This is a genomic window from Shewanella marinintestina, assembly GCF_023283845.1.
GTDB lineage: Bacteria > Pseudomonadota > Gammaproteobacteria > Enterobacterales > Shewanellaceae > Shewanella > Shewanella marinintestina.
Genome location: NZ_JAKILC010000006.1, coordinates 62,090 through 82,413, shown reverse-complemented (window position 1 = coordinate 82,413; position 20,324 = coordinate 62,090). Strand labels below are relative to the sequence as shown.

At 41.2% G+C, this 20,324-nt stretch carries 16 protein-coding genes; 9 read left to right on the top strand and 7 right to left on the bottom strand.

Features of this window, described 5'->3' with window-relative positions; genetic code table 11:
• Window positions 1-3 precede the first annotated feature (3 nt).
• Complete coding sequence (locus L2747_RS08355) at window positions 4-972, top strand: flagellar motor protein MotB (RefSeq protein ID WP_248998611.1); 969 nt, start codon at window positions 4-6, stop codon at window positions 970-972.
• A 207-nt stretch (window positions 973-1,179) separates the two neighbouring features.
• The gene (thiI, locus tag L2747_RS08350; RefSeq protein ID WP_248998610.1) at window positions 1,180-2,634 is read left to right on the top strand and encodes a tRNA uracil 4-sulfurtransferase ThiI; all 1,455 of its coding nucleotides are present in this window, start codon (window positions 1,180-1,182) and stop codon (window positions 2,632-2,634) included.
• Window positions 2,635-2,794: 160 nt separating this feature from the next.
• Here the strand turns inward: thiI and L2747_RS08345 are convergent, their stop codons facing one another.
• Window positions 2,795-3,028, bottom strand: a complete 234-nt coding sequence (locus L2747_RS08345; RefSeq protein WP_248998609.1) for a hypothetical protein — start codon at window positions 3,026-3,028, stop codon at window positions 2,795-2,797.
• A 181-nt stretch (window positions 3,029-3,209) separates the two neighbouring features.
• Here L2747_RS08345 and L2747_RS08340 point away from each other — a divergent pair, with 181 nt between their 5' ends.
• The 4 genes from L2747_RS08340 to rlmM all read left to right on the top strand — a co-directional run bounded on the left by L2747_RS08340 (window position 3,210) and on the right by rlmM (window position 6,599).
• Window positions 3,210-4,121, top strand: coding sequence for a transcriptional regulator GcvA (locus L2747_RS08340; RefSeq protein ID WP_248998608.1), 912 nt, complete (start codon window positions 3,210-3,212; stop codon window positions 4,119-4,121).
• A gap of 91 nt (window positions 4,122-4,212) precedes the next feature.
• Complete coding sequence (locus L2747_RS08335) at window positions 4,213-4,845, top strand: alpha/beta fold hydrolase (RefSeq protein WP_248998755.1); 633 nt, start codon at window positions 4,213-4,215, stop codon at window positions 4,843-4,845.
• A gap of 59 nt (window positions 4,846-4,904) precedes the next feature.
• Window positions 4,905-5,291: a DUF423 domain-containing protein gene (locus tag L2747_RS08330; protein ID WP_248998607.1), complete on the top strand. Its 387-nt coding sequence runs from the start codon at window positions 4,905-4,907 to the stop codon at window positions 5,289-5,291.
• Between the two features lie 225 nt (window positions 5,292-5,516).
• Window positions 5,517-6,599, top strand: a complete 1,083-nt coding sequence (gene rlmM / locus L2747_RS08325) for a 23S rRNA (cytidine(2498)-2'-O)-methyltransferase RlmM (RefSeq protein ID WP_248998606.1) — start codon at window positions 5,517-5,519, stop codon at window positions 6,597-6,599.
• Between the two features lie 107 nt (window positions 6,600-6,706).
• Here the strand turns inward: rlmM and L2747_RS08320 are convergent, their stop codons facing one another.
• Window positions 6,707-7,717 (bottom strand): isocitrate dehydrogenase, encoded by a 1,011-nt coding sequence (locus L2747_RS08320; RefSeq protein WP_248998605.1) that lies wholly within the window; start codon window positions 7,715-7,717, stop codon window positions 6,707-6,709.
• A 252-nt stretch (window positions 7,718-7,969) separates the two neighbouring features.
• Here L2747_RS08320 and L2747_RS08315 point away from each other — a divergent pair, with 252 nt between their 5' ends.
• Window positions 7,970-10,765 carry an alpha/beta hydrolase family protein gene (locus L2747_RS08315; protein WP_248998604.1) on the top strand — a complete coding sequence of 932 codons (2,796 nt, stop codon included), beginning with the start codon at window positions 7,970-7,972 and terminating at the stop codon, window positions 10,763-10,765.
• A 291-nt stretch (window positions 10,766-11,056) separates the two neighbouring features.
• Window positions 11,057-11,695, top strand: a complete 639-nt coding sequence (locus L2747_RS08310) for a MarC family protein (RefSeq protein WP_248998603.1) — start codon at window positions 11,057-11,059, stop codon at window positions 11,693-11,695.
• A gap of 87 nt (window positions 11,696-11,782) precedes the next feature.
• Here the strand turns inward: L2747_RS08310 and L2747_RS08305 are convergent, their stop codons facing one another.
• The 5 genes from L2747_RS08305 to L2747_RS08285 all read right to left on the bottom strand — a co-directional run bounded on the left by L2747_RS08305 (window position 11,783) and on the right by L2747_RS08285 (window position 18,371).
• Window positions 11,783-12,169 carry a DUF3192 domain-containing protein gene (locus L2747_RS08305; RefSeq protein ID WP_248998602.1) on the bottom strand — a complete coding sequence of 129 codons (387 nt, stop codon included), beginning with the start codon at window positions 12,167-12,169 and terminating at the stop codon, window positions 11,783-11,785.
• A gap of 117 nt (window positions 12,170-12,286) precedes the next feature.
• Window positions 12,287-13,045 carry a flap endonuclease Xni gene (xni, locus tag L2747_RS08300; protein WP_248998601.1) on the bottom strand — a complete coding sequence of 253 codons (759 nt, stop codon included), beginning with the start codon at window positions 13,043-13,045 and terminating at the stop codon, window positions 12,287-12,289.
• A 44-nt stretch (window positions 13,046-13,089) separates the two neighbouring features.
• The gene (gene ppnN / locus L2747_RS08295; RefSeq protein ID WP_248998600.1) at window positions 13,090-14,442 is read right to left on the bottom strand and encodes a nucleotide 5'-monophosphate nucleosidase PpnN; all 1,353 of its coding nucleotides are present in this window, start codon (window positions 14,440-14,442) and stop codon (window positions 13,090-13,092) included.
• A 76-nt stretch (window positions 14,443-14,518) separates the two neighbouring features.
• Window positions 14,519-16,075, bottom strand: a complete 1,557-nt coding sequence (locus L2747_RS08290) for a GGDEF domain-containing protein (RefSeq protein ID WP_248998599.1) — start codon at window positions 16,073-16,075, stop codon at window positions 14,519-14,521.
• 118 nt (window positions 16,076-16,193) lie between these two features.
• Window positions 16,194-18,371 carry a tetratricopeptide repeat protein gene (locus tag L2747_RS08285; protein WP_248998598.1) on the bottom strand — a complete coding sequence of 726 codons (2,178 nt, stop codon included), beginning with the start codon at window positions 18,369-18,371 and terminating at the stop codon, window positions 16,194-16,196.
• 126 nt (window positions 18,372-18,497) lie between these two features.
• On the opposite strand from L2747_RS08285, the gene L2747_RS08280 reads away from it, so the two are divergent.
• On the top strand, window positions 18,498-20,303 hold the full coding sequence (locus L2747_RS08280) for a M61 family metallopeptidase (RefSeq protein WP_248998597.1): 1,806 nt from the start codon (window positions 18,498-18,500) through the stop codon (window positions 20,301-20,303).
• Window positions 20,304-20,324 lie beyond the last annotated feature (21 nt).

The window sequence follows — 20,324 nt, the reverse complement described above, 5'->3', positions numbered from 1 at the left end:
CGGATGGCTAAGAAAGCCAAATGTGATTGCCCGCCGCCCGGAGCACCTTTGTGGCTGGCAACATTTGCTGATTTAATGTCGTTGCTAATGTGCTTTTTCGTACTTTTACTGGCATTTTCTGAAATGGACGTTATGAAGTTCAAGCAGATTGCGGGTTCAATGAAGTACGCCTTTGGTGTGCAAAATAAAGTGGAAGTGAAAGACATCCCGAAAGGAACCTCGGTTATAGCGTTAGAGTTTCGACCAGGCAAGCCAGAGCCAACCCCGATTGAAATCATTAACCAGCAAACCAATGAAATGACCGAGCCTATGCTTGAGTTTCAAGAAGGCGAGGATTCTAGTGCTGGCGGCATTCAAGAGCAAAGAGGCGAGCAACGTGGAGGGCAAGCATCAGCGACGGCTGTAGAAGCAAGAGAAGCCGAAGCAAAAGCCGAAAGTGAAGCACAAGCTGAAACCGAAGCAACTAAGACTCAAGCCTCTGCTCAAGATAAGATTAACGAGCAAGTGAAGAAGATGGCGCAGGAGCTCAATAAAGAAATTGTTGATGGCGCGATTGAAATTGAATCATTAGGGCAGCAGATCATTATTCGTATCCGCGAAAAAGGGGCTTTCGCATCAGGTTCAGGTTTTTTACAGCCAAGGTTTAAACCTGTGGTACGCCGTGTGGGTGATTTACTTAAAGACGTTCCTGGCATTGTGACTGTTTCTGGTCATACCGATGACTGGAATATTTCTAATGAGCTTTATAGCTCTAATTGGGATTTATCAAGTAAGCGTGCGGTAGCCGTGGCTCATGAACTTGTAAGAGTGAAAGGTTTTAATCAGCAACGCATGAAAGTGGTTGGTATGGCGTCATCAGATCCATTAGTTAAAAATGATTCAGCCGCTAACCGAGCACGTAATCGTCGAGTTGAGATTGCCATTGAACAAGGGAAAGCGAAAGAATCTGATGAGATCCAAGTAAGTCAGTAATCACTTAGCGAGTACAAGCCAATACGCAATTAGGGAAACTTAATTGCGTGTTTTAGTTTTTGAGGTGCTCATTTAGCTTATTAAGCCGGTTTTGGGCAGAATATTTACTATTTTGTCGAGACAAACTGAGAATGGATATACGCAATTGCTACGCTATCTTGTTATAATCGGTTAATTGCTGTTTAAACAACTCCTCGCGGAAGACCAATGAAATTTATCGTAAAACTGTTCCCTGAAATCATGATGAAAAGCAAGCCGGTAAGAATGCGTTTTACCAAAATGCTTGAAACCAACATTCGTAACGTACTTAAAAAGGTCGACGAGACTGCTAAAGTGCAGCGCCAGTGGGACAAAATCATGGTTATGGTGCCAGATGATAGACCTGATCTGGTTGAAGCTTTCGGTGAACGTTTAGCTTGTATTCCAGGTATCGCCCACGTATTGCAAGTAAGTGTAAGTACTTTCACCTCTGTTGATGATATCTATAAGCAAACTCTAGCTGTTTATAAAGAAGAACTCGCAGGTAAAACATTTTGCGTACGTGTAAAGCGTGCTGGTAAGCATGACTTTAATTCAATTGAAGTAGAGCGTTATGTTGGTGGTGGTTTAAACCAGTTTACCGACGCTGCAGGTGTACGCTTAAAAGATCCTGATATGACTGTTAACCTAGAGATTGAAAATGACAATCTTTATCTTGTTGATAAGCGTATCGAAGGTCTTGGTGGTTTCCCTATGGCCACCCAAGAAGATGTATTATCTTTGATCTCTGGTGGTTTTGACTCAGGTGTTTCTAGCTATCAGTTTATCAAGCGTGGCTCTCGTACTCACTACTGTTTCTTTAACTTAGGTGGCGATCAACACGAGATAGGCGTTAAGCAGGTGGCTTACCACTTATGGCAGAAGTACGGTGAATCGCATAAGGTTAAGTTTATTTCTGTACCTTTTGATCCTGTAGTGCAAGAGATCCTTGAACGTGTAGACAATGGCCAAATGGGTGTGGTTCTAAAGCGTATGATGATGCGAGCTGCAGCTCGTGTTGCACAGAAAATGGGTATTCAAGCACTGGTAACAGGTGAGGCAATGGGGCAGGTATCTAGCCAAACATTGACTAACTTAAATGTCATTGATCGTTGTACTGAGCAGTTAATTTTGCGTCCACTTATCGCTATGGACAAGCAAGATATTATCAATTTAAGCCGTCAAATCGGTACTGAAGATTTTGCTAAGTCAATTCCTGAATATTGTGGAGTGATTTCTCAAAAGCCAACGGTTAAAGCAGTTTTATCAAAAGTAGAGGCTGAAGAGGCTAAGTTCTCAGAAGACCTACTTGATCGCGTGATTGCCGATGCTGAAATTATCGATATTAGGGAGATTGCTGCGCAGATGGATACTAAAATCACTGAAACAGAAACAGTAGATGCGATTAACGCGGGTGAAGTTATTATTGACGTCCGAGCACCAGAAGAGGAAGAGAAGTCTCCTTTAGAAGTTGATGGTGTTGAAGTGAAAGCGATTCCTTTCTACAAGTTGGCGACTCAATTTGCTGATCTAGATAAAGACAAGAGTTACTTATTGTATTGCGACCGCGGTGTAATGAGTAAGCTACAAGCACTTTATCTGCAAGAGCAAGGTTACGCGAATGTTAAGGTCTACCGTCCTTAATGCCCGTTGTTAAGGGCTGATTAGTTTAAGTATGACAAAGGCGACTTTATTTGAGTCGCCTTTTTTGTATGTTCACGCTAGTAGTTAGTTTAAAAGTGCCGAGTATTAGATACAAAAAAACCACCTATTAGGTGGTTTTAAGAAAGCCTTAAAAACGCTTTTAGTCAGCAAGCATTACTTTAGCTGTTGCTTCTTCGTTCTTCTTTTGCTCATCAGTAATTAGCATAGTATTAAGTTCAGAAGTTAACTGAGACTGCATTAATTCCATGCTTTCTGCTAGGTTAGCTGTTAGTGTTGCTTCAACATCTTTGGTATCAATGTTGGTTTCGTCAGCGCTTACGGTTGCTGATAGGCTAAGAGTAGCAATAACAAGTACTGATTTAAGGTTTAACATACGCGGTAGCCTCCAGGCTTATATTCGGGTTGTTAGACATTCCCCATTTACGTCGTAGAGGCTGTCCAACTAATATCGTTTTGTTGGCGCAGATTTTGACCAAAATGGCTGGCCTTTACAAACGATAAAATGTAACAATACCCATTAGAAAAACTAATTAAAAATCGGGATCTGGATCACTATGGCAAGACGATTACCTCCCCTAAATGCAGTTAAGGCATTTGAGGCAGCAGCTAGGCATTTGAGCTTTACTCGTGCGGCCGAAGAACTGTTTGTAACCCAGGCTGCAGTTAGTCATCAAATTAAGGCTTTGGAAGAGTATCTCGGATTAAAATTATTCCGTCGAAAGAACCGTTCTTTACTACTAACGGAAGAAGGGCAGAGCTATTTTCTCGATATCAAAGATATCTTTACCCAGCTAGCTGATGCTACCGATAGACTGCTTGCTCGAAGTGCTATTGGTTCGCTTACAGTAGCCACCTCGCCTAGCTTTGCGATCCAGTGGCTAGTGCCAAGACTCGCTAAGTTTAGTGAGAAAAACCCAGAGATTGATGTACGAATTAAAGCGGTTGATGATGAAGATGGCTCATTAACTGATGATGTCGATGTCGCTATTTATTACGGTATGGGTAACTGGCAAGGCATGCGTGCTGACAAGCTTAGAAATGAAGTACTTATTCCGGTTTGTTCACCGCTATTACTTAACGGCCCTAAGCCATTAGAAAAGCCAAGCGATCTTAAAAATCACACTCTTTTACATGATTCAAGCCGTCAAGATTGGCAGGCTTGGTTTAGGCAATGTGGAATTACTGATATTAATGTGAACCAAGGTCCAATATTTAGTCATTCTTCATTAGTATTACAGGCTGCGGCTCACGGCCAAGGTGTGGCGCTAGGATACAGTGTACTTGCAAGGCCGGATATTAAGGCGGGTCGCCTTGTTTGTCCATTCCCTGAAGTTTTAGTCAGTAAAAATGCATATTACTTAGTGTGTCAGCAAAATCACGCTGAAATCGGTAAAGTGGCAGCGTTCAGAGAGTGGATGCTAGATATGTTTGAAGAGGAGACACGTAGTGAGTTGCTTACAGGATAAGCTAAAACAAGCTTATCTTGATGGTGAGCTAAGTTCTGCGGTAGCGTCGTTATCTGACGGTGATTTAGTTTTCGATACTGAGCAATTTCTAATTGATGTTAGCAAAACGAAAGATGATCACTCGGAAGAATTGATAGACACGCTTATTGTGTTGACCCATGGCGCTGGTGCGAATATGCATCATGAATTTATGACAACGATGGCAGAAGGGTTGGCAACGAGTTCTACTCGAGTCGTGCGGTTTAACTTTCCTTATATGCGCGCTAATGCGATTGACGGAAAACGTCGTCCACCGGATAGAGCGCCAAAGCTCATTGCTGATTACGCGCTACAGTTGAGTATTTTAAAGCAGCAGTTTCAGCCAAAACGTGTATTTCTTGTTGGTAAGTCTATGGGTGGGCGCATGTCCGCGATATTGGCTGAAAGTTTGGCTGTCGATGGCGTAGTATGTTTAGGTTACCCCTTTATTCCACTTAGCGGTGGTGAGGCTCGTCTTGAGCCAATAGAGCAGTGCCTAGCCCCTATATTAGTCATTCAAGGTGAGCGGGATAAGTTTGGTTATAAAGGCTTGGTTGAAACTTGGCCTGTTATGAACAAAGTGCAGTTACATTGGTTAATCGATGGCGATCATAGTTTTAAGCCACGAAAGTCGTCAGGCACTAGCTTAGAGGCTAACCTAGATAAGGCTATTTTTGTAGCTCAAGAATTTATAGCACAGGTTTAACCCGTTATTTTTTGCGGGTTTGAATATCTTTTACTGTTGATTTAAAGGGGAGAGGGTTAATGCGTAATGGATTTTTGCTGCTTGCAGCGTTAAGCGGTTTCATTGCTGTAGCATTAGGGGCATTTGGTGCTCATGGTTTAAAGAATGTTGCTCCACCTGAGTTGATTGCGATTTTTAACTTAGGTGTTGAATATCAGTTTTACCATACCTTTGCGTTAATCGCAGTGGCTTTTGCTGGTCACTGGCTAAAATCTCGCTTATTGGATTGGGCGGGTTATATGTTTATTGCGGGTATGATTTTATTTTCTGGATCATTGTATATGTATGCGTTGATTGGCGCCAAGTGGACTGGTCCTGTGACGCCTATAGGCGGTGTGTGTTTCTTGCTTGGTTGGCTATTTATTGCAGTGGCAGTATGGCGTAATCGAGTCAAAGAACTCGATTAAGTGCGATGTGGGCTTATGTTTGTGCTTGAACGCTGATAATTAAATATTAGACAGTACACAGCTAAGCTTGAACAGTGTAAAATAGCGGCCAACAACTTTGTTGGCCGCTTTTTTATATCAACTTTTCAATAATGCAAGCTGTTTACACGCTATGCTTTTGAAAGCCTGATTCGTTAATTTATGACAGGCATTTCGATTGATATTATTTTATCTTCAGGAAATTCAATGATAAACCTATTTTTATTTTGCCGTGCTGGTTACGAAAAAGATTGCGCAGCAGAGATCCAAGTGCGCGCGGCGGAGCTCGATATTGGTGGTTTTGTAAAAACCAATACCAATGATGCTTACGTCATTTTTCAGTGCTTTCAAGCCGGTGATGCTGAAGTTCTGGCGAAAAATATCAGCCTAGACTCACTTATTTTTGCCAGACAGATGTTTGCAGCAAAAGAGTTGCTTAAAGGTTTACCTGAGCAAGATAGAATTGGCCCAATCGTTGAAGCCTTAAACCAAGTAAACAAAGCGGGTGAGTTGCGTGTTGAAACTCCTGACACCAACGAAGCGAAAGAGTTATCTAACTTCTGCCGTAAGTTTACTGTGCCGCTACGCCAAGGATTGAAAAAGTCAGGTACTTTGCTTGAAAAGGAAAACCCGAAGCGTCCAATTATTCACGTATGTTTTGTTGCTTCAGGTCAAGCTTATGTTGGTTACTCATTAAGTAACAATAGCTCTCCTTATTTTATGGGGATCCCAAGACTTAAGATTGCAGCTGACGCGCCAAGTCGCTCAACCTTAAAGCTTGATGAGGCCTTTATTCACTTTATTCCTAAAGAAGAGCAAGAAACGCGTCTAAGCAGCGGTATGAAAGCGGTCGATCTTGGTGCTTGCCCAGGCGGTTGGACATATCAGCTTGTTCGCCGCGGTATGTTTGTTGCTGCAGTTGATAATGGTCCGATGGATCAAGGCCTAATGGATACTGGACAGGTAAAGCATTACCAAGCAGACGGTTTTAGATTTGAGCCACCAAGAAAGAACATTACTTGGCTGGTGTGTGACATGATTGAAAAGCCATCACGTGTTGCTGAGCTAATTGAGGCTTGGGCAATAAATGGTTGGTTTAAAGAGTCTATTTTCAATCTTAAACTGCCGATGAAAGCGCGTTATAAAGAAGTTTCAACGATTCTTGAGACCATGGCCGAGATCTTAAAAGAAAATGGCGTGGACGATTTCTCTATTGCCGCTAAGCATCTTTACCATGACCGTGATGAAGTGACTGTGCACCTTTGCTTACGTCCAAGTCAGCCTTGGTAAATATAGCAAGATAGTCATAATGCTAATCGATTACAGATAAAAAAAGACCCTATGTGAAAACATGGGGTCTTTTTATTTAATGGCCTGAACTAATTCAGGTGATTAGATTATGATAAACGCTCGATCACTGCTTGAGTGAAATCAGTTGTGCCGTGAGTACCGCCAAGATCGCGCGTTGTACGGTCACCTTCTTCAATTACTGCGGTGATAGCACTGCGGATAAGCTCCGCTTTATCTGACATGCCTAAATACTCAAGCATTTGGATTGATGCTAGAACAACTGATGTTGGGTTTGCAAGATTCTTACCTGCGATGTCTGGCGCACTGCCATGTACCGCTTCAAAGATTGCTGCATCGCTACCGATGTTGGCTCCAGGAGCCATACCTAGACCGCCAACAAGACCAGCACATAAGTCTGATAAAATGTCACCAAATAAGTTCGTAGTAACAATCACATCGAAGTTTTCTGGGTTCATTACCAGTTTCATGCAAGTTGCATCAACAATCATTTCTTCAGTAGTGATGTCTGGGTAACGTAAGCTGACTTCGCGTGCAACTTTCAGGAATAAACCTGAAGTTGACTTCATGATGTTAGCTTTGTGGACGATAGTGACTTTTTTACGTCCTTCTTTTCGAGCTAGCTCATAAGCGAAAGTCGTGATCTGCTCAGCGCCTTGACGAGTAATAATACTTGTCGCTTCTGCAGTTGCACCATCATCAGATACTGTTTGGCCTAGGCCTGAATACATACCTTCGGTGTTTTCACGTACCGTGATGATGTCGATGTTGTCGTAACGAGCTTGAGTGCCTTTAAACGACAAAACAGGGCGCACGTTTGCATACAAGCTAAATTGCTTACGTAGGCTTACGTTGATTGAAGTAAAACCTTCACCAACAGGTGTTGTTAGCGGGCCTTTTAAGGTAATACGGTTCTTTTCGATAAGTTCTAATGTGCGCTGAGGTAATAATTCACCGTGCTTTTCTAAAGCTACAAGGCCTGCATCCGCAAATTCATATTCAAAATCACAGCCTGCTTTATCAAGAATCTTAAGGGCTGAATCAATAATGCTTGGGCCAATCCCATCACCAGGGATAACGGTTATAGTTCTTTTTGTCATGTATAGTCCTACCAGGGTTAGGCGTTACTGCAATTGTCTAACCATGCCACGAGGCATGATAAGTAACTCGATATATTTTCTTTTTATGCGACGTATTTTAAACACTTTTAAACAACTTTCACAGTAAATAGTGAGCAATCTCACGTTTTTTTCTGTAGGGTAACTTGCATAAATTACCGCTTATGACGATGATTGTTCGCCAGAAGCTTAAAAAGTCTACTTTAGTCTAATAAAATAATAATGAGGAAGACCTTGAAGTCACTACCAATAAAGTCATTATTGCTGTTTTCGACCAGTTTGCTTTCAGCAAACATCATGGCTGCTACGAATAGCATTACACCCGACGATATCATGCGATTTGAATCGCTTAAAAAGCCTGTTATTTCAGATACTGGTAATATGCTAGCTGTTGAAGTTAAGCCAGACCGTGGAGACAGCCATGGTTTAGTTAAAAGCTTAACGACCAATAAACAGTTTAGTGTAAAAGGAGCCAGCAAGCCAAAAGTGAGCCATGATGGCCGCTTTGTTGCTTTTGTTGATGCAGTGCCTTTACTTGACTCTGAGAAGGCTAATAAGAAAGCTAAGAAAAAATTAAAGTCTGGTGTTGTTTTATTAGATACAACAACGGGCAAAGAAATACGTTTTGATCGTGTTAAATCTTTTGAATTCAATGAGACAGGTAGCCACTTGGCTATTTGGTTTGAAGCTGAAGATAAGAAAAAAGATGAAAAATCGGTAGATAGCGCTAAAAATAGTAAAAGCGACATAAAAGTCGATGATTTTGACAAAGGCACATTAGTTGAACTTGTTTCACTTAATGGGTTGAAATCAACTAAATTTAAAGATGTTACGGCCATGAACTTTGATAAGTCAGGTCAACATTTTGCGCTTGCAATAAATAATATCGAAACTAATAAGCATGAGCTTAGACTTGTTAAGCTTGCCAACGATACAGCCACGATAGTTAAGAGTTTTAAACAGCAGCAAGTCGGTTCCGTGGCATTAAGTGATGATGGTAAATATTTAGGCTTTACCTATGGCAATGCTAAAGTTGAGCCGTATGGCCGCGAATATCAGTTATCGTTACTTAACTTGCAAACTAATCAAGTTATTGCAGCGCCAATAGCAGATGATTGGACATTAAATCGTTATGCTGAGTTACGTTTTTCCGATGATAGCCAACGTTTGTTCTTTGGCCGCGTACCTCAAGTTAGTCAACAACTAGAAATTGCTAAAGTAGAAAACGAAGCTGACCTGTTCGATAAAGAAGTTATTACTTCAGGAAGAGCTTTGAAAATTTGGCATGGGGATGATCCTCGGATTAAGCCACATGAGATCAAGCAATATAAAAAAGAGATGAAGCGCACTTATCTCGCGGTATTGCATGTTAATGGCAATAATTTAGTTCAGCTTGGTGACCTTAATGTTCCCGATGTAGAGGTTCAGCAGCAACAACGCTTTGTGATTGCAAGCTCTGATTTACCTTACCGTAAGATGATCACTTGGGCTGGGTTTTACCGTGACTTTTACTTAGTCGATTTAAATACCGGACGTAAAATTCCACTTTTGAGTCAGCAAAGCAGCTCAGAAGAACCAACGTTATCGCCTGACGAAAAATTTGTTGCTTACTATTTACATGGCAATGTGTTTCTTTATGAAGTAGCCCAAGATAGACGGACTAATATCACTAAGAGCTTAGGCGTGTCATTTGCCAATGAAGATCATGATTATCCTTCAAATGCTCCAAGCTATGGAGTAGGGCCTTGGATTAAAGGTGATGCTGGGTTATTAATTTATGACAAATATGATATTTGGCAAGTAAATACCATATCACATGATGCTTTCACGCTAACCGCTGGTGAAGGTCGTAAGCACGGAGTTCAGTATCGTGTAACTGGACTTGTTGAAGATAAGAATAAGCCTGCTGTGCTGAAAAACGACGAGAAAGTGTTACTTCATGGCTACAGTGATGTCACTAAAGGTGATGGGTTTTATCAAGCTCAAGTTGGCGTTGCAGGGGTTAAGCCATTAATGGATGGCGACTATAAACTTAAGTTACTCGCACGTAGTAAGGATGCACGAACGATAGTTTATTCAAAAGAACAGTATGATCTGTTCCCAGATCTTTACACTGCTAGTTATAGCGCCCCGCAAGATGCGACGCGTCAAACGAATTTAGATAAACAGCGTGACGCCTTTAACTGGAGCCAGTCTGAACTTGTACATTGGACTAATGGCGACGGTAAACCATTAGATGGCGTGTTGATCAAGCCGACGAATTATGTTGAAGGTCAACGCTATCCGGTATTGGTGTATTTCTACCGCTTTATGAGCGACAGATTGCATGCTTTTCCGCAGATGAAGATTAATCACCGCCCTAATTTTGCATGGTTTGCAGATAATGGTTACGCGATTTTCTTACCTGATATTCGTTTTGAAGTGGGCTATCCTGGTGATTCTTCAGTACAGGCATTGACGTCCGGTGTGCAGCATTTAGTTGATATAGGGATTGCAGATCCACAAGCAGTAGGGATTCAAGGTCACTCTTGGGGCGGCTACCAAACGGCATTTGCCGTGACTAAAACCAATATTTTTAAAGCGGCGGTTACTGGTGCTCCTGTATCTAATATGACCAGTGCTTATAGTGGTATTCGCCATGGTAGTGGTTTAGCAAGGCAGTTTCAGTATGAAACAGGGCAAAGTCGTATTGGTGAAAGTTTATTTAAGTCACCACAGAAGTACATAGAGAATTCTCCGGTGTTTTACGTTGAACGTATTAAAACACCTATGATGATTATGTTTGGTGATAAAGATGATGCGGTGCCTTGGGAACAAGGTGTTGAGCTGTATTTGGCAATGCGTCGTGCCGGAAAAGACGTGGTGTTTTTGCAGTATGAAGATGAGCCGCATCACCTTAAGAAGTACCCTAATAAGTTAGATTACAGTATTCGTATGATGCAATATTTTGATCATTACCTAAAAGGTGAACCTGCACCTAAATGGTTAAGCGAAGGCGAAGCTTATACTGAGTTTAAAAAAGCAGGTTAAACTTCATAATTCCATCTAAATGCCGGATATTGTATCCGGCATTTTTTTTACTTTAAGAGTCATAAGCCCATTGCTGCCTATGAGTGACGTAGGGAGCGGTGAAAAGTGAAAGGACAGCTCTTCAAATAATTCAATCCCATCATTCGATAATGTAAATCTGCTACCTAAGATAAAGCATTGTATATGTAAATTGCAGTGTAAAATAATTAATTGATGTGGCTCAAGGGTCGTAATAGGATGAGATATCTGCATAATCTATAACTGAACGACTCAAATCAAAGGAAATAATACATGGATGGGATATGGATGCATGTCGGGGCCGTCTTTATGGGCTTCTTTGCCATAATGAATCCGATTGCGAACGTACCAATTTTTTTAGGGCTGACCTCAGAGTATGATGAAAAGACTACTCGGCTAATCGCTTTTAGAGCATTAATTATCGCTTTTGTGATTATTAGTTTATTTGCTATATCGGGGCAGTTTATCTTCCATTTATTTGGTATTTCACTATCCGCCTTTAGGATCACAGGCGGCTTACTGGTATTTCTAATTGGCTTTCATATGCTACAAGGCAACCAATCTTCTGTGCACCATGACAAAGATAAGCCTGAAGATGAATCTCTTGAAGCAAAACTGAGTGTTGCTGTATCACCTTTAGCTCTGCCTATCTTAGCGGGGCCAGGCACTATCGCAACAGCGATGAATTATACTGCAGCTGGTGGCGCGCCAGAGCTCATTAGTACTATTGGTTCGTTCGGGGTACTGTGTGTTATCACTTATGTGTTCTTTATCTTTGGTGGTCGCTTGGTCAGCTATTTAGGAAGCGCAGCGCTAGGAGCGATCACTCGAATGATGGGACTTATTCTAGCTGTGATCGGTACCCAGATGGCGGTAGAAGGCTTACAGGGGGCATTTAAGGTTCTTGGTTAACTCGTTTAGCGGAGTTATTTAAACGACACAAGCATAAAAAAGCAGTGACCTTGTGCACTGCTTTTTTAATGCGGTCAGACTGATAGCTTAGCTATCAATAGAGCTTGCTAGGTATTGTTTATAGGTATCCTCACCCCACGCAATAAGCTTACCTTGTTTAAATAACATTGGGGTGCATTCTTCTTTTGTAGTTTCACCATCAGACTCTTTATGGTGAGTTCGGTAAAAGAGCACTTGTAGCTGACTTTCTTGGGAGAGTTTAGCCTCAGAAAAGTCTGCCTTACCGAATAATGATTTAATCTCTTCGATACTTTGGCCTAAAGTTACTTCACTCATTTGAGCGAGGTTATAAGCTTGCCTATCTTCCCAATCCATTTCGTCTGGGCTGGGGTCGTAAGTTGCCATGATCACAGCAACAAACGCGACATAAGTGACAAAGATACTAATGATGATTACGGGGAGTTTTGATTTCATCGGAATAGTGCTTCCTTCACGCATTTCCTTTAATAGGGTAAAGATACTACTTGAATGCGTGAGGGTAAATGCTATAAATGCAACTTTATGTTAACAGGTGTAAAGCTAACTTGGCTGTTACGCTTCTAATCTAAACTGCTTTAGATTGACGTTTAAAGGAATATCTAATTGCAGTTGCACAAGTTTATAACTCAGGCGGGCCATTTGTTTGCCAGCTTCCAGCTTTTTGGCTTGTTTTGAACCAACTTTATCAATGGAGTTATAAATGTTCGCCAGCGAGCGGAAAATTTTCAATAGCTCTACTGCTGACTTAGGGCCGATTCCGGGGACGCCAGGGATCTTGTTACCACTGTCTCCAGCAAGTGCTAGATAGTCAATGAGTTGCGCTCTTTCTATCCCAAGCTTTGCTTCCATATCTTCTATGGTTAGGTAAGCTTGACTAAAATGATCCCATTGTTTGATATTTGGATTATTTAGCTGGCTAAAGCCCTTGTCGGTGGATACTATTATGGCTTCACCATTGATGTTCGCAAGCTTTGAGGCTAGGGTGGCAATGACATCGTCAGCCTCAGACTCAGCCTCTATAGAATTAATCTGGTTTTCAGCGAGATAATTTTTTAGATCTGCCAAGGTATTCGCTAATGCTTCAGGCATTGGCTTACGGCCTTTTTTATAATCTTCATATAGGGCTTTACGCCAAGAAACGGCATTTCCATCCCACACTATTGCTGCATGAGTTGGCTGATGGAACTTGATGAGTTTGCGGCATGCACCATTCACTCGCTCTTTCAATCCAGATACATCCGATTCATTAGGCTGTGCGGCGTGAATGCGCCGCACTAAGTTCATGCCATCTATAATGAGAAATTTATTCATCTAATTGTTTATCTTAATACCGTTTAAATTAACCTAGGTTCAGGTTATTTGATCACTTTGTAACAGGGCACATAAGCACTACCTGGTAGCTTCATTCGTTGCTGAGATACAAAAGCGCTTAACAGTTCATCCATCAACCCCATTAGCCTAGGGTCGCCTTTAAGCTCAAAAGGACCATGTGCCTCAATAGCTTTGATTGTGTCCATTTTGACATTACCTGCCACAATACCAGAAAACGCTTTACGTAGGTTGGCTGCAAGTTCAGCTTTGTTAGTTTGAAAATGCAGATCTAAGTTACTCATGACTTCATGGGTCGGTTCAAATGGTAGCTGGAACTCGGGTTCAATTTTTAACGACCATTGATATTGGTATGAGTCACCGTTGTCTTTACGGAACTTTTTAATATCTTCCATCGCTTGTTTTTGAATTCGCGCAACTTTTGCTGGATCATCAATAATAATCTGATATTTACTTTGAGCTTCTTCACCTAAAGTCGCCGCAATAAACTCATCAATACGCAAAAAGTACTCTTCGCTTTCTTTAGGGCCCGTTAGCACTAATGGGAAGGGAATATCTTGATTATCTTTGTTAAGTAAAATACCCAGTAGGTACAATAGTTCTTCTGCGGTACCAGCACCACCAGGGAAGATAATAATACCGTGCCCCAAGCGAACAAAAGCTTCTAGGCGTTTTTCAATGTCCGGTAAAATCACTAGTTCATTTACAATCTGGTTTGGTGGCTCGGCAGCAATAATACTCGGCTCAGTTAAACCGATATAACGAGCATGGTTAACACGTTGCTTAGCATGGCCAATCGCGGCACCTTTCATTGGCCCTTCCATGGCACCAGGGCCACAACCGGTACAAATATCGAGCTTACGCAAACCTAATTCATAGCCCACTTCGCGGGTATATTGGTACTCAATCGGGTTAATACTGTGTCCCCCCCAACAAACTACAATATTGGGATCTAACATCGGCATCGAACGTGCATTACGTAGGATATCAAATACTACGTTAGTAATATGGTTAGCATTAGTTAGATTGATATGCTTGAGGTTGTCGTATTTATCGTTGATGTAGACAATATCTCTAAGTACTGAAAACAGATGCTCCTGGATCCCCGCAATAATCTCACCATCTACAAAGGCTTCTTCTGGAGGATTGGTCAGCTCTATTTTAATGCCGCGCTCTCTGCGCAGCACATTAATATTAAATTCGCTGAATTGGGTAAATAAACCTTCGGCATTATCGCTTTGTAGGCCTGATGCAAGAACGGCTAATGAACAACTGCGGTAGAGCTGGTAAAGCTCACTTTTGGCATTTTGCTTTAATCGATCAACCTCTAATTGAGACAGTTGATCTAGGCTACCTCGGGGACTAATTTTTACTATCATAGCAACTCCTTAAGCAGTGATAGCTAAGTGGTCCCGCAAAGGCATGCGTGATAACGAGTGTTAACACAGGGGAAACTTAGAAGTCGATTATAACTCTATCTCTGCTTTCGTTTTTGGCTTTGTATAGCGCAGCGTCAGCTCTATCAAATGTTTCTGTGATGAGCTCATTTTCAATTATTTGTGCTGCGCCTATAGATACTGTAACTGTAATTCGCTGATTTTTAAACTTAAACGGAATACTTTTTACTTTCTCTCTTACGCGGTTGAGTAATGGAAGGATGTCACTATCGGCGATATCTGGTAGTAATAGAACAAATTCTTCACCACCGTAACGGGCAACGAACTCAGACTCTCTTAGTGAGTTTTTTATTGCCATAGCAATGACTTGCAAAGTTTTATCACCAGTGCTGTGGCCAAAACTGTCGTTAATTGTTTTGAAGTGATCAATATCGGCGACAGCGACCCATAAGGGCTGGTTAGTACGCTGATAATTGCGATACTCGATATCCATCCTTTCTTCTAGCGCACTGCGGTTTGGCAGTTGAGTCAGCGAATCGAGTAGATTGAGTTTTTGTTGCTCAAATAAGCGTTCTTTGTATGATTCGGTTTCTTTACTTAGTTCTTTGAGTTCGCGGCGCAGCGCTTCTACTGACTGTTTTAGTTGGGCTTGCTCTCTATTTTCTAATAACTCTTTGCGGCCAAGGGATTTTCGCAGTGACGCTAAATGGCTAGTAATTTGATTTTTTAATTCATCGATATCATTGACTTCAATGACCGCTTCACCAACGTTATCGACTTGGCCGTTAATATCGCGATTAAGCTGTTTACTCACCTGAAAACTTTTTACAGAGTGGCTGTAAGACTCTGTCACCACATCTTGTACATTGCTTAGCGCGTTATTCAGTACAAATAGAAACTCTTGTGAGGCTGTTTTCTCTCGCGCAATATTATCCAACAATAAGCCAAGTACAACTTGATAAGCATCAAGTAGTGTTGTTAGCTCAAAATCTTCTGTTAATGACTTTTTTATCTGTGCAATTTGTTCACGTTGCTCTTTTCTGAATTCTATTTCAGATAGTAGCTGTGCTAGTTCGTGCGCGGATTGCCTATGACGCGGTAAGATCTCAAATTGCTCGCCGAGGTTTAGTTGTTCTTTTAAGATTTCATCATAAAAGTTAACGACCTTTTCGACTTTAGGGATGTAGTCCCAATAAGTATGCAGTGGCTTAGTCAGTTCTTTCTTAAAATAAGAAATTTCGAGTCTTAATTTGCTAGGAAGAGATTCAATACGTTGAATTTGGCTAACCATTTTAGCCAACGCCTGACGGCTATCTTCGAGCTGAAGCATAATACGAGCGTATTGCTGCTTAAGTATGGTATCGGCTTCGTTAAGATCGACTAGGGAGTCTTCAACTTGGCTAAAGTTAGCCAATTTATGACGTAATTTTGCTAGTTTATTATCGAGCTCTAAGTTCTGCCCTTTACAAGCAAGGCTGAGCTGACCAATAAATTGCATGAGGATGTGCAGCTTTTCATTTTGCTCTTCGTTCATCTCCTCTAATGCCTGCTTGGCGGTATAGAGTTTTTGCTGTAACAAGCTTATTTGAGATGTGCTTATGGCTGCATCCTTCATGCTTAGGTTTTTCCCTATAAATTACGCGACTTAGTCTATCTTTAACGTTTGAGTACTTATCTTAGCAGTAGTACTGAAAAAGAGAAATTAACATCATCACGCCTTTACTTATAATCACTTAAATGTCTACTTTATCGTCATTTATATCGATATTTTGATGGATCTTCCATCTCGGCCAAACAATATTGTCTTTATCACCATTGGTTTCAATTTTGACTATCCCCCTAACAATGCTCTTTTCTATATTAAGGTACAGCGGTTTATTAAAGATCCCCGCTGAGGCAAAGTTAAGGGTTTTCATGGTGACAAAGTAATCTTGGCTTAGGCCCAAGGTTCTCGCCGCTGATAACATCATTTGTAAGCTTAAAAAGTGTTGTTCAGCAGAGAGCTTTATCGCTAAATCAGCTAATAACGGACGGTGCAAAATACCCATGTGAATACTTGTCTGGCCGTGATTGCTATCAATAATATCTCTTAGCTGGGCTAGTAGTTGATTAGCTTCAATGATGCTATCTAAGCTAATTAAGAAAACGCCAGGCCTAATAATATATGCTTTGCAGTCTAATGCGTTTTTAATCGCAAGCAGCTGTTGTCTATTCATGTCGGCATTGCATTCAAAACCTTGAGTTAAATCTGAATCAAGTTGCGCAGAAAGTGAGACGAGCGCCAAGGTTTTTTGTTGCTTTTCATTTTGGTTTTCAAAATTAAGCTTAAAGCTTAAGTAACTTGGTTGTTGCGTAAAAGGTTCGAGTAACTGAGTGGCTTGTAATTCTTGATTAGCTGTAGCTAGTTTGTTTTTTATCCGCCATTGTTTTACCGATAATAATATAAGTAAACACAGTGGAAACACACATAGAATACTGACTAAACGAGTGATATTTAACTGTTCAGATTTATCTTGTAGCTCATTTTGTAGCTTACTGATCTTAAGTTTTAGTTTTTGCTCTTTAACTTGTGAGCGCTGTTTATCAAGCTCTGAAGCTTGCGGTGTCGCTTGGCTATTGAGTGTTTGCAGCTGTTGGATGCTGTTATAGGCTTGCTCATATAGGCCTAATTGTTCTTGCGCGTATGCTTGCCGCTCTAATGCTTCTTTAAGTTCTTCATTTAATTGCTTTGACTCTGCTATTTTGGCTGCTTTTGTTGCATAAAGTTGTGATTCTTGCCACTGGCTTACACTTGCTGTGACTTCGGCGATCAGTAGGTCGTTATAAACTAAATAATGTTCAGCTTTTTTAGAGGTAAAGATGGCATTAGCTTGTTTAAGATTACTTAACGAGTTCTGGGTATCGCCTATTTTAAAATAAGCTTCGCCTATGTTGTGCAAGTTCAAGCCTAGGCCTATGTAGTTGCCGAGCTGTGTTTCAATTTGTTGGGCATTTAAATGGTAATCAATTGCTTGATACCATAGGTCTTGATTTGCATAAATCATCGCTATCACAGTCATCGAGGATGATACGTAATTTAGATTACCCAACTGTGTAAATGCATCTGCAGCTTTGTTGGCTGATTTTAGGGCCTCATCCCAAGAGGCAAGATCACGATAAACCCGTGCCAGCTGAAGTTCGATATGCGCATTTTGTGATGGATTCTTACCACCGCGGGTGTATTTTACCGCTTCAGTGTAGTGCGACAGTGATTTACCAAGCTGATTCTGTTTGTAAAAATACTTACCCAAAACCGACTCAGCATGAGCGGTCAGGTAATTGTTTTCAATTTTCTTAGCCGTTGAGATCAGTTTTTTTAAATGTATTAATGCTGACTCTTTTTGACGCATGATCATATGCATCATGCTTAAATGCTCTTGCAATGTATAAAGCAAAACCTGATCTGCGAGAACTGTTGATTGCTCAATCAGAGGTATGGCTTGTTGATAATATTCTATGGCGCCAGCGTAATCCTGTTGGCTACGGCCAAGGTAACGCCCCTTAAGCATAAGTAAGTAACTCTTATCAAATGGGCTGTGGCTTATATGCGCTAATTGCTCAATTAAGCTCTTGGCTGCTAGGTAGCGATCTTTCTCTTTATTATAAAGTTCCATCTTTAAGCGGGCTGTAAGCTGAATATTGCGAATTAATTCAGCTGCTGGCAGACGGTAGCTTTGAGTGAATTTATCAAATGTTTCTGCGGAATCCAACTGAGGTAGTTGAGGTAGAGTATTGACTATTGATTGTGCCAGTATGTTTGGCTTCTCTCGCAGTTGTACTTCTGTAAGTACTTCATCTCTTGAAGCTGCATAGGCTCCAAAGCTAGAAATAGAGAATAGTAATATTGATAGTAGGGTAGCGAAAATATGCATTAAAATGCCGGTCCTTTTACTTAATCGTTAAATTAAGTGCCTATTTTTGTAATTATATTGGCCTAATTAAGTCTAATGTTATATTTTTCGACTCAACGAAAACAATAATAACAGAAGGACGCGAGAGTGAAACCTGTAGTTCCCTTAATCTTAACTTTTAGTGCGTTAGCCTCCGCAAATGCTTTTGCAGACGTAAATTACCTTATTGATTTAACAGCTCCTGAGCATCATTTAGCAAAGGTTGAAGTCAATTTCCCAGAAACTAAGTCAGATGCGCTGGTGGTTAATTTACCTGTATGGCGTACAGGTAAATATCAAGTATTGCCATTAGCAGACGCGGTGCGCACTTTTTCTGCAATTGATGACAATGGCAAAGTTTTACCTTGGACTCGCACTGCCAGTGGTGAGTGGACAGTGGCACTATCAGAACCCACCAGTGTTAAAGTAACTTACCAACTTTATGCTAATAAGTTGGGTCAAAGGGTGAACCATATTGATGCTTCTCATGCCTTTTTAGATGCCAGTGGTACCTTTGTATATAGTCCTGAATTTAGAAACGAACCGATAGCGGTATCACTAAAAGTGCCGAATGACTGGAGTAGTTATTCAGGAATGGATCGCGGTAAAGGTAATCATGAATTTACTGCTTCTAATTACGACATATTAGTCGACTCTCCGATTGAAACAGGGATCAGTGAACATCGAGAATTTGAAGCCGATGGTCGCCAGTATGAGTTGGTTGTGTGGGGAGAGGGTAATTACGATATCGATAAAATGGTGGCGGATCTGACTAAGCTTAGTGGTCAAGCTGAGGTTATCTGGGACGATTATCCATTTGAGAGATACGTTTATATGGTTCATGCGACAAGTGGTGCTCGTGGCGCAACTGAGCATTTGAACTCGACGATTATTCAGCGGCCTCGATTTAGCTACCGAGATCGTAAAGACTACTTGGGCTTTATTAAAACCGCATCACATGAATTTATTCATACTTGGAATGTGAAGGCTTATCGCCCTGAAGGACTTGTCCCATACAATTATCAAGATGAAGAGATCACCGAGCTACTTTGGATTGCTGAAGGTTCAACCAGTTACTTCCAAAGCCAGTTATTACTGCGTGCTGGGGTGATGACTCCGAAGGAGTTTTTTGAAGACTTAGCTAAGCGTGTCGCGCAAAGTGAGAAAACTCCAGGCCGTGAAGTACAATCAATCGCGAGTGCAAGCGCTAACCAATGGGCGAGTAGCGGTGGTGATTACGCGGTTAATCATAGTACTAATATTTATTCTGAAGGCTTTTTAACCTCGCTAGCTTTAGATTTCTCGCTTCTAGAAGAAACAGAACTTGAACATTCCTATCGTGATGTACATCGTCAGCTTTATAGCGAGCATCGTATTCCTGCTGGCTACAATGTTGCTGATGTGAAACAAATTCTAAAGCAGGTAAGTGGTATTAGTTATGACAATTGGTGGCTGCAATACGTTAACCAGCCTGTCAGTCTAGATTTTGACAAGTTGTTGGAGCAAGCAGGCTTAAAGACCACCTACGGCAAAGACAGTAAAGTAGAGCCTTTTGCCGGTGTAACGTTAAAAAGTGGTTCATTAGTACTATCGCATGTGTTGCGTAATGGTCCCGCTTGGAATGCCGGAATTGTGCTTAACGACGAGGTTGTGGCGATTAATGGTCTTAAAGTGACAGCGGCTGGTTTTGAGTCACGTATTAATGACTTTAAAGCGGGAGACACGATCACTGTGACTCTATTTAGTAATGATAGGCTTAAAGATGTCTCTCTAACTCTGGGTGAACAACAAAGTGGTAAGCTTGCTATTACCAGTGTAGATAAGCCTAGCAGCTCGCAAAAAGCATTTTTTAAAGCTTGGTTAGGTGTTGATTGGCCATTTGATAAAGACGGTCAGTTTAAAGCGGTTAAATAAATCGACTGATAAACAGAAAAG

Coding starts and splice junctions, on each gene's coding strand:
- L2747_RS08290 (WP_248998599.1), bottom strand. CDS start 16,075: ATGAAGGATGCAGCCATAAGCACATCTCAAATAAGCTTGTTACAGCAA.
- rlmM (WP_248998606.1), top strand. CDS start 5,517: ATGATAAACCTATTTTTATTTTGCCGTGCTGGTTACGAAAAAGATTGC.
- L2747_RS08320 (WP_248998605.1), bottom strand. CDS start 7,717: ATGACAAAAAGAACTATAACCGTTATCCCTGGTGATGGGATTGGCCCA.
- L2747_RS08340 (WP_248998608.1), top strand. CDS start 3,210: ATGGCAAGACGATTACCTCCCCTAAATGCAGTTAAGGCATTTGAGGCA.
- L2747_RS08345 (WP_248998609.1), bottom strand. CDS start 3,028: ATGTTAAACCTTAAATCAGTACTTGTTATTGCTACTCTTAGCCTATCA.
- L2747_RS08310 (WP_248998603.1), top strand. CDS start 11,057: ATGGATGGGATATGGATGCATGTCGGGGCCGTCTTTATGGGCTTCTTT.
- ppnN (WP_248998600.1), bottom strand. CDS start 14,442: ATGATAGTAAAAATTAGTCCCCGAGGTAGCCTAGATCAACTGTCTCAA.
- thiI (WP_248998610.1), top strand. CDS start 1,180: ATGAAATTTATCGTAAAACTGTTCCCTGAAATCATGATGAAAAGCAAG.
- L2747_RS08355 (WP_248998611.1), top strand. CDS start 4: ATGGCTAAGAAAGCCAAATGTGATTGCCCGCCGCCCGGAGCACCTTTG.
- L2747_RS08305 (WP_248998602.1), bottom strand. CDS start 12,169: ATGAAATCAAAACTCCCCGTAATCATCATTAGTATCTTTGTCACTTAT.
- xni (WP_248998601.1), bottom strand. CDS start 13,045: ATGAATAAATTTCTCATTATAGATGGCATGAACTTAGTGCGGCGCATT.
- L2747_RS08330 (WP_248998607.1), top strand. CDS start 4,905: ATGCGTAATGGATTTTTGCTGCTTGCAGCGTTAAGCGGTTTCATTGCT.
- L2747_RS08285 (WP_248998598.1), bottom strand. CDS start 18,371: ATGCATATTTTCGCTACCCTACTATCAATATTACTATTCTCTATTTCT.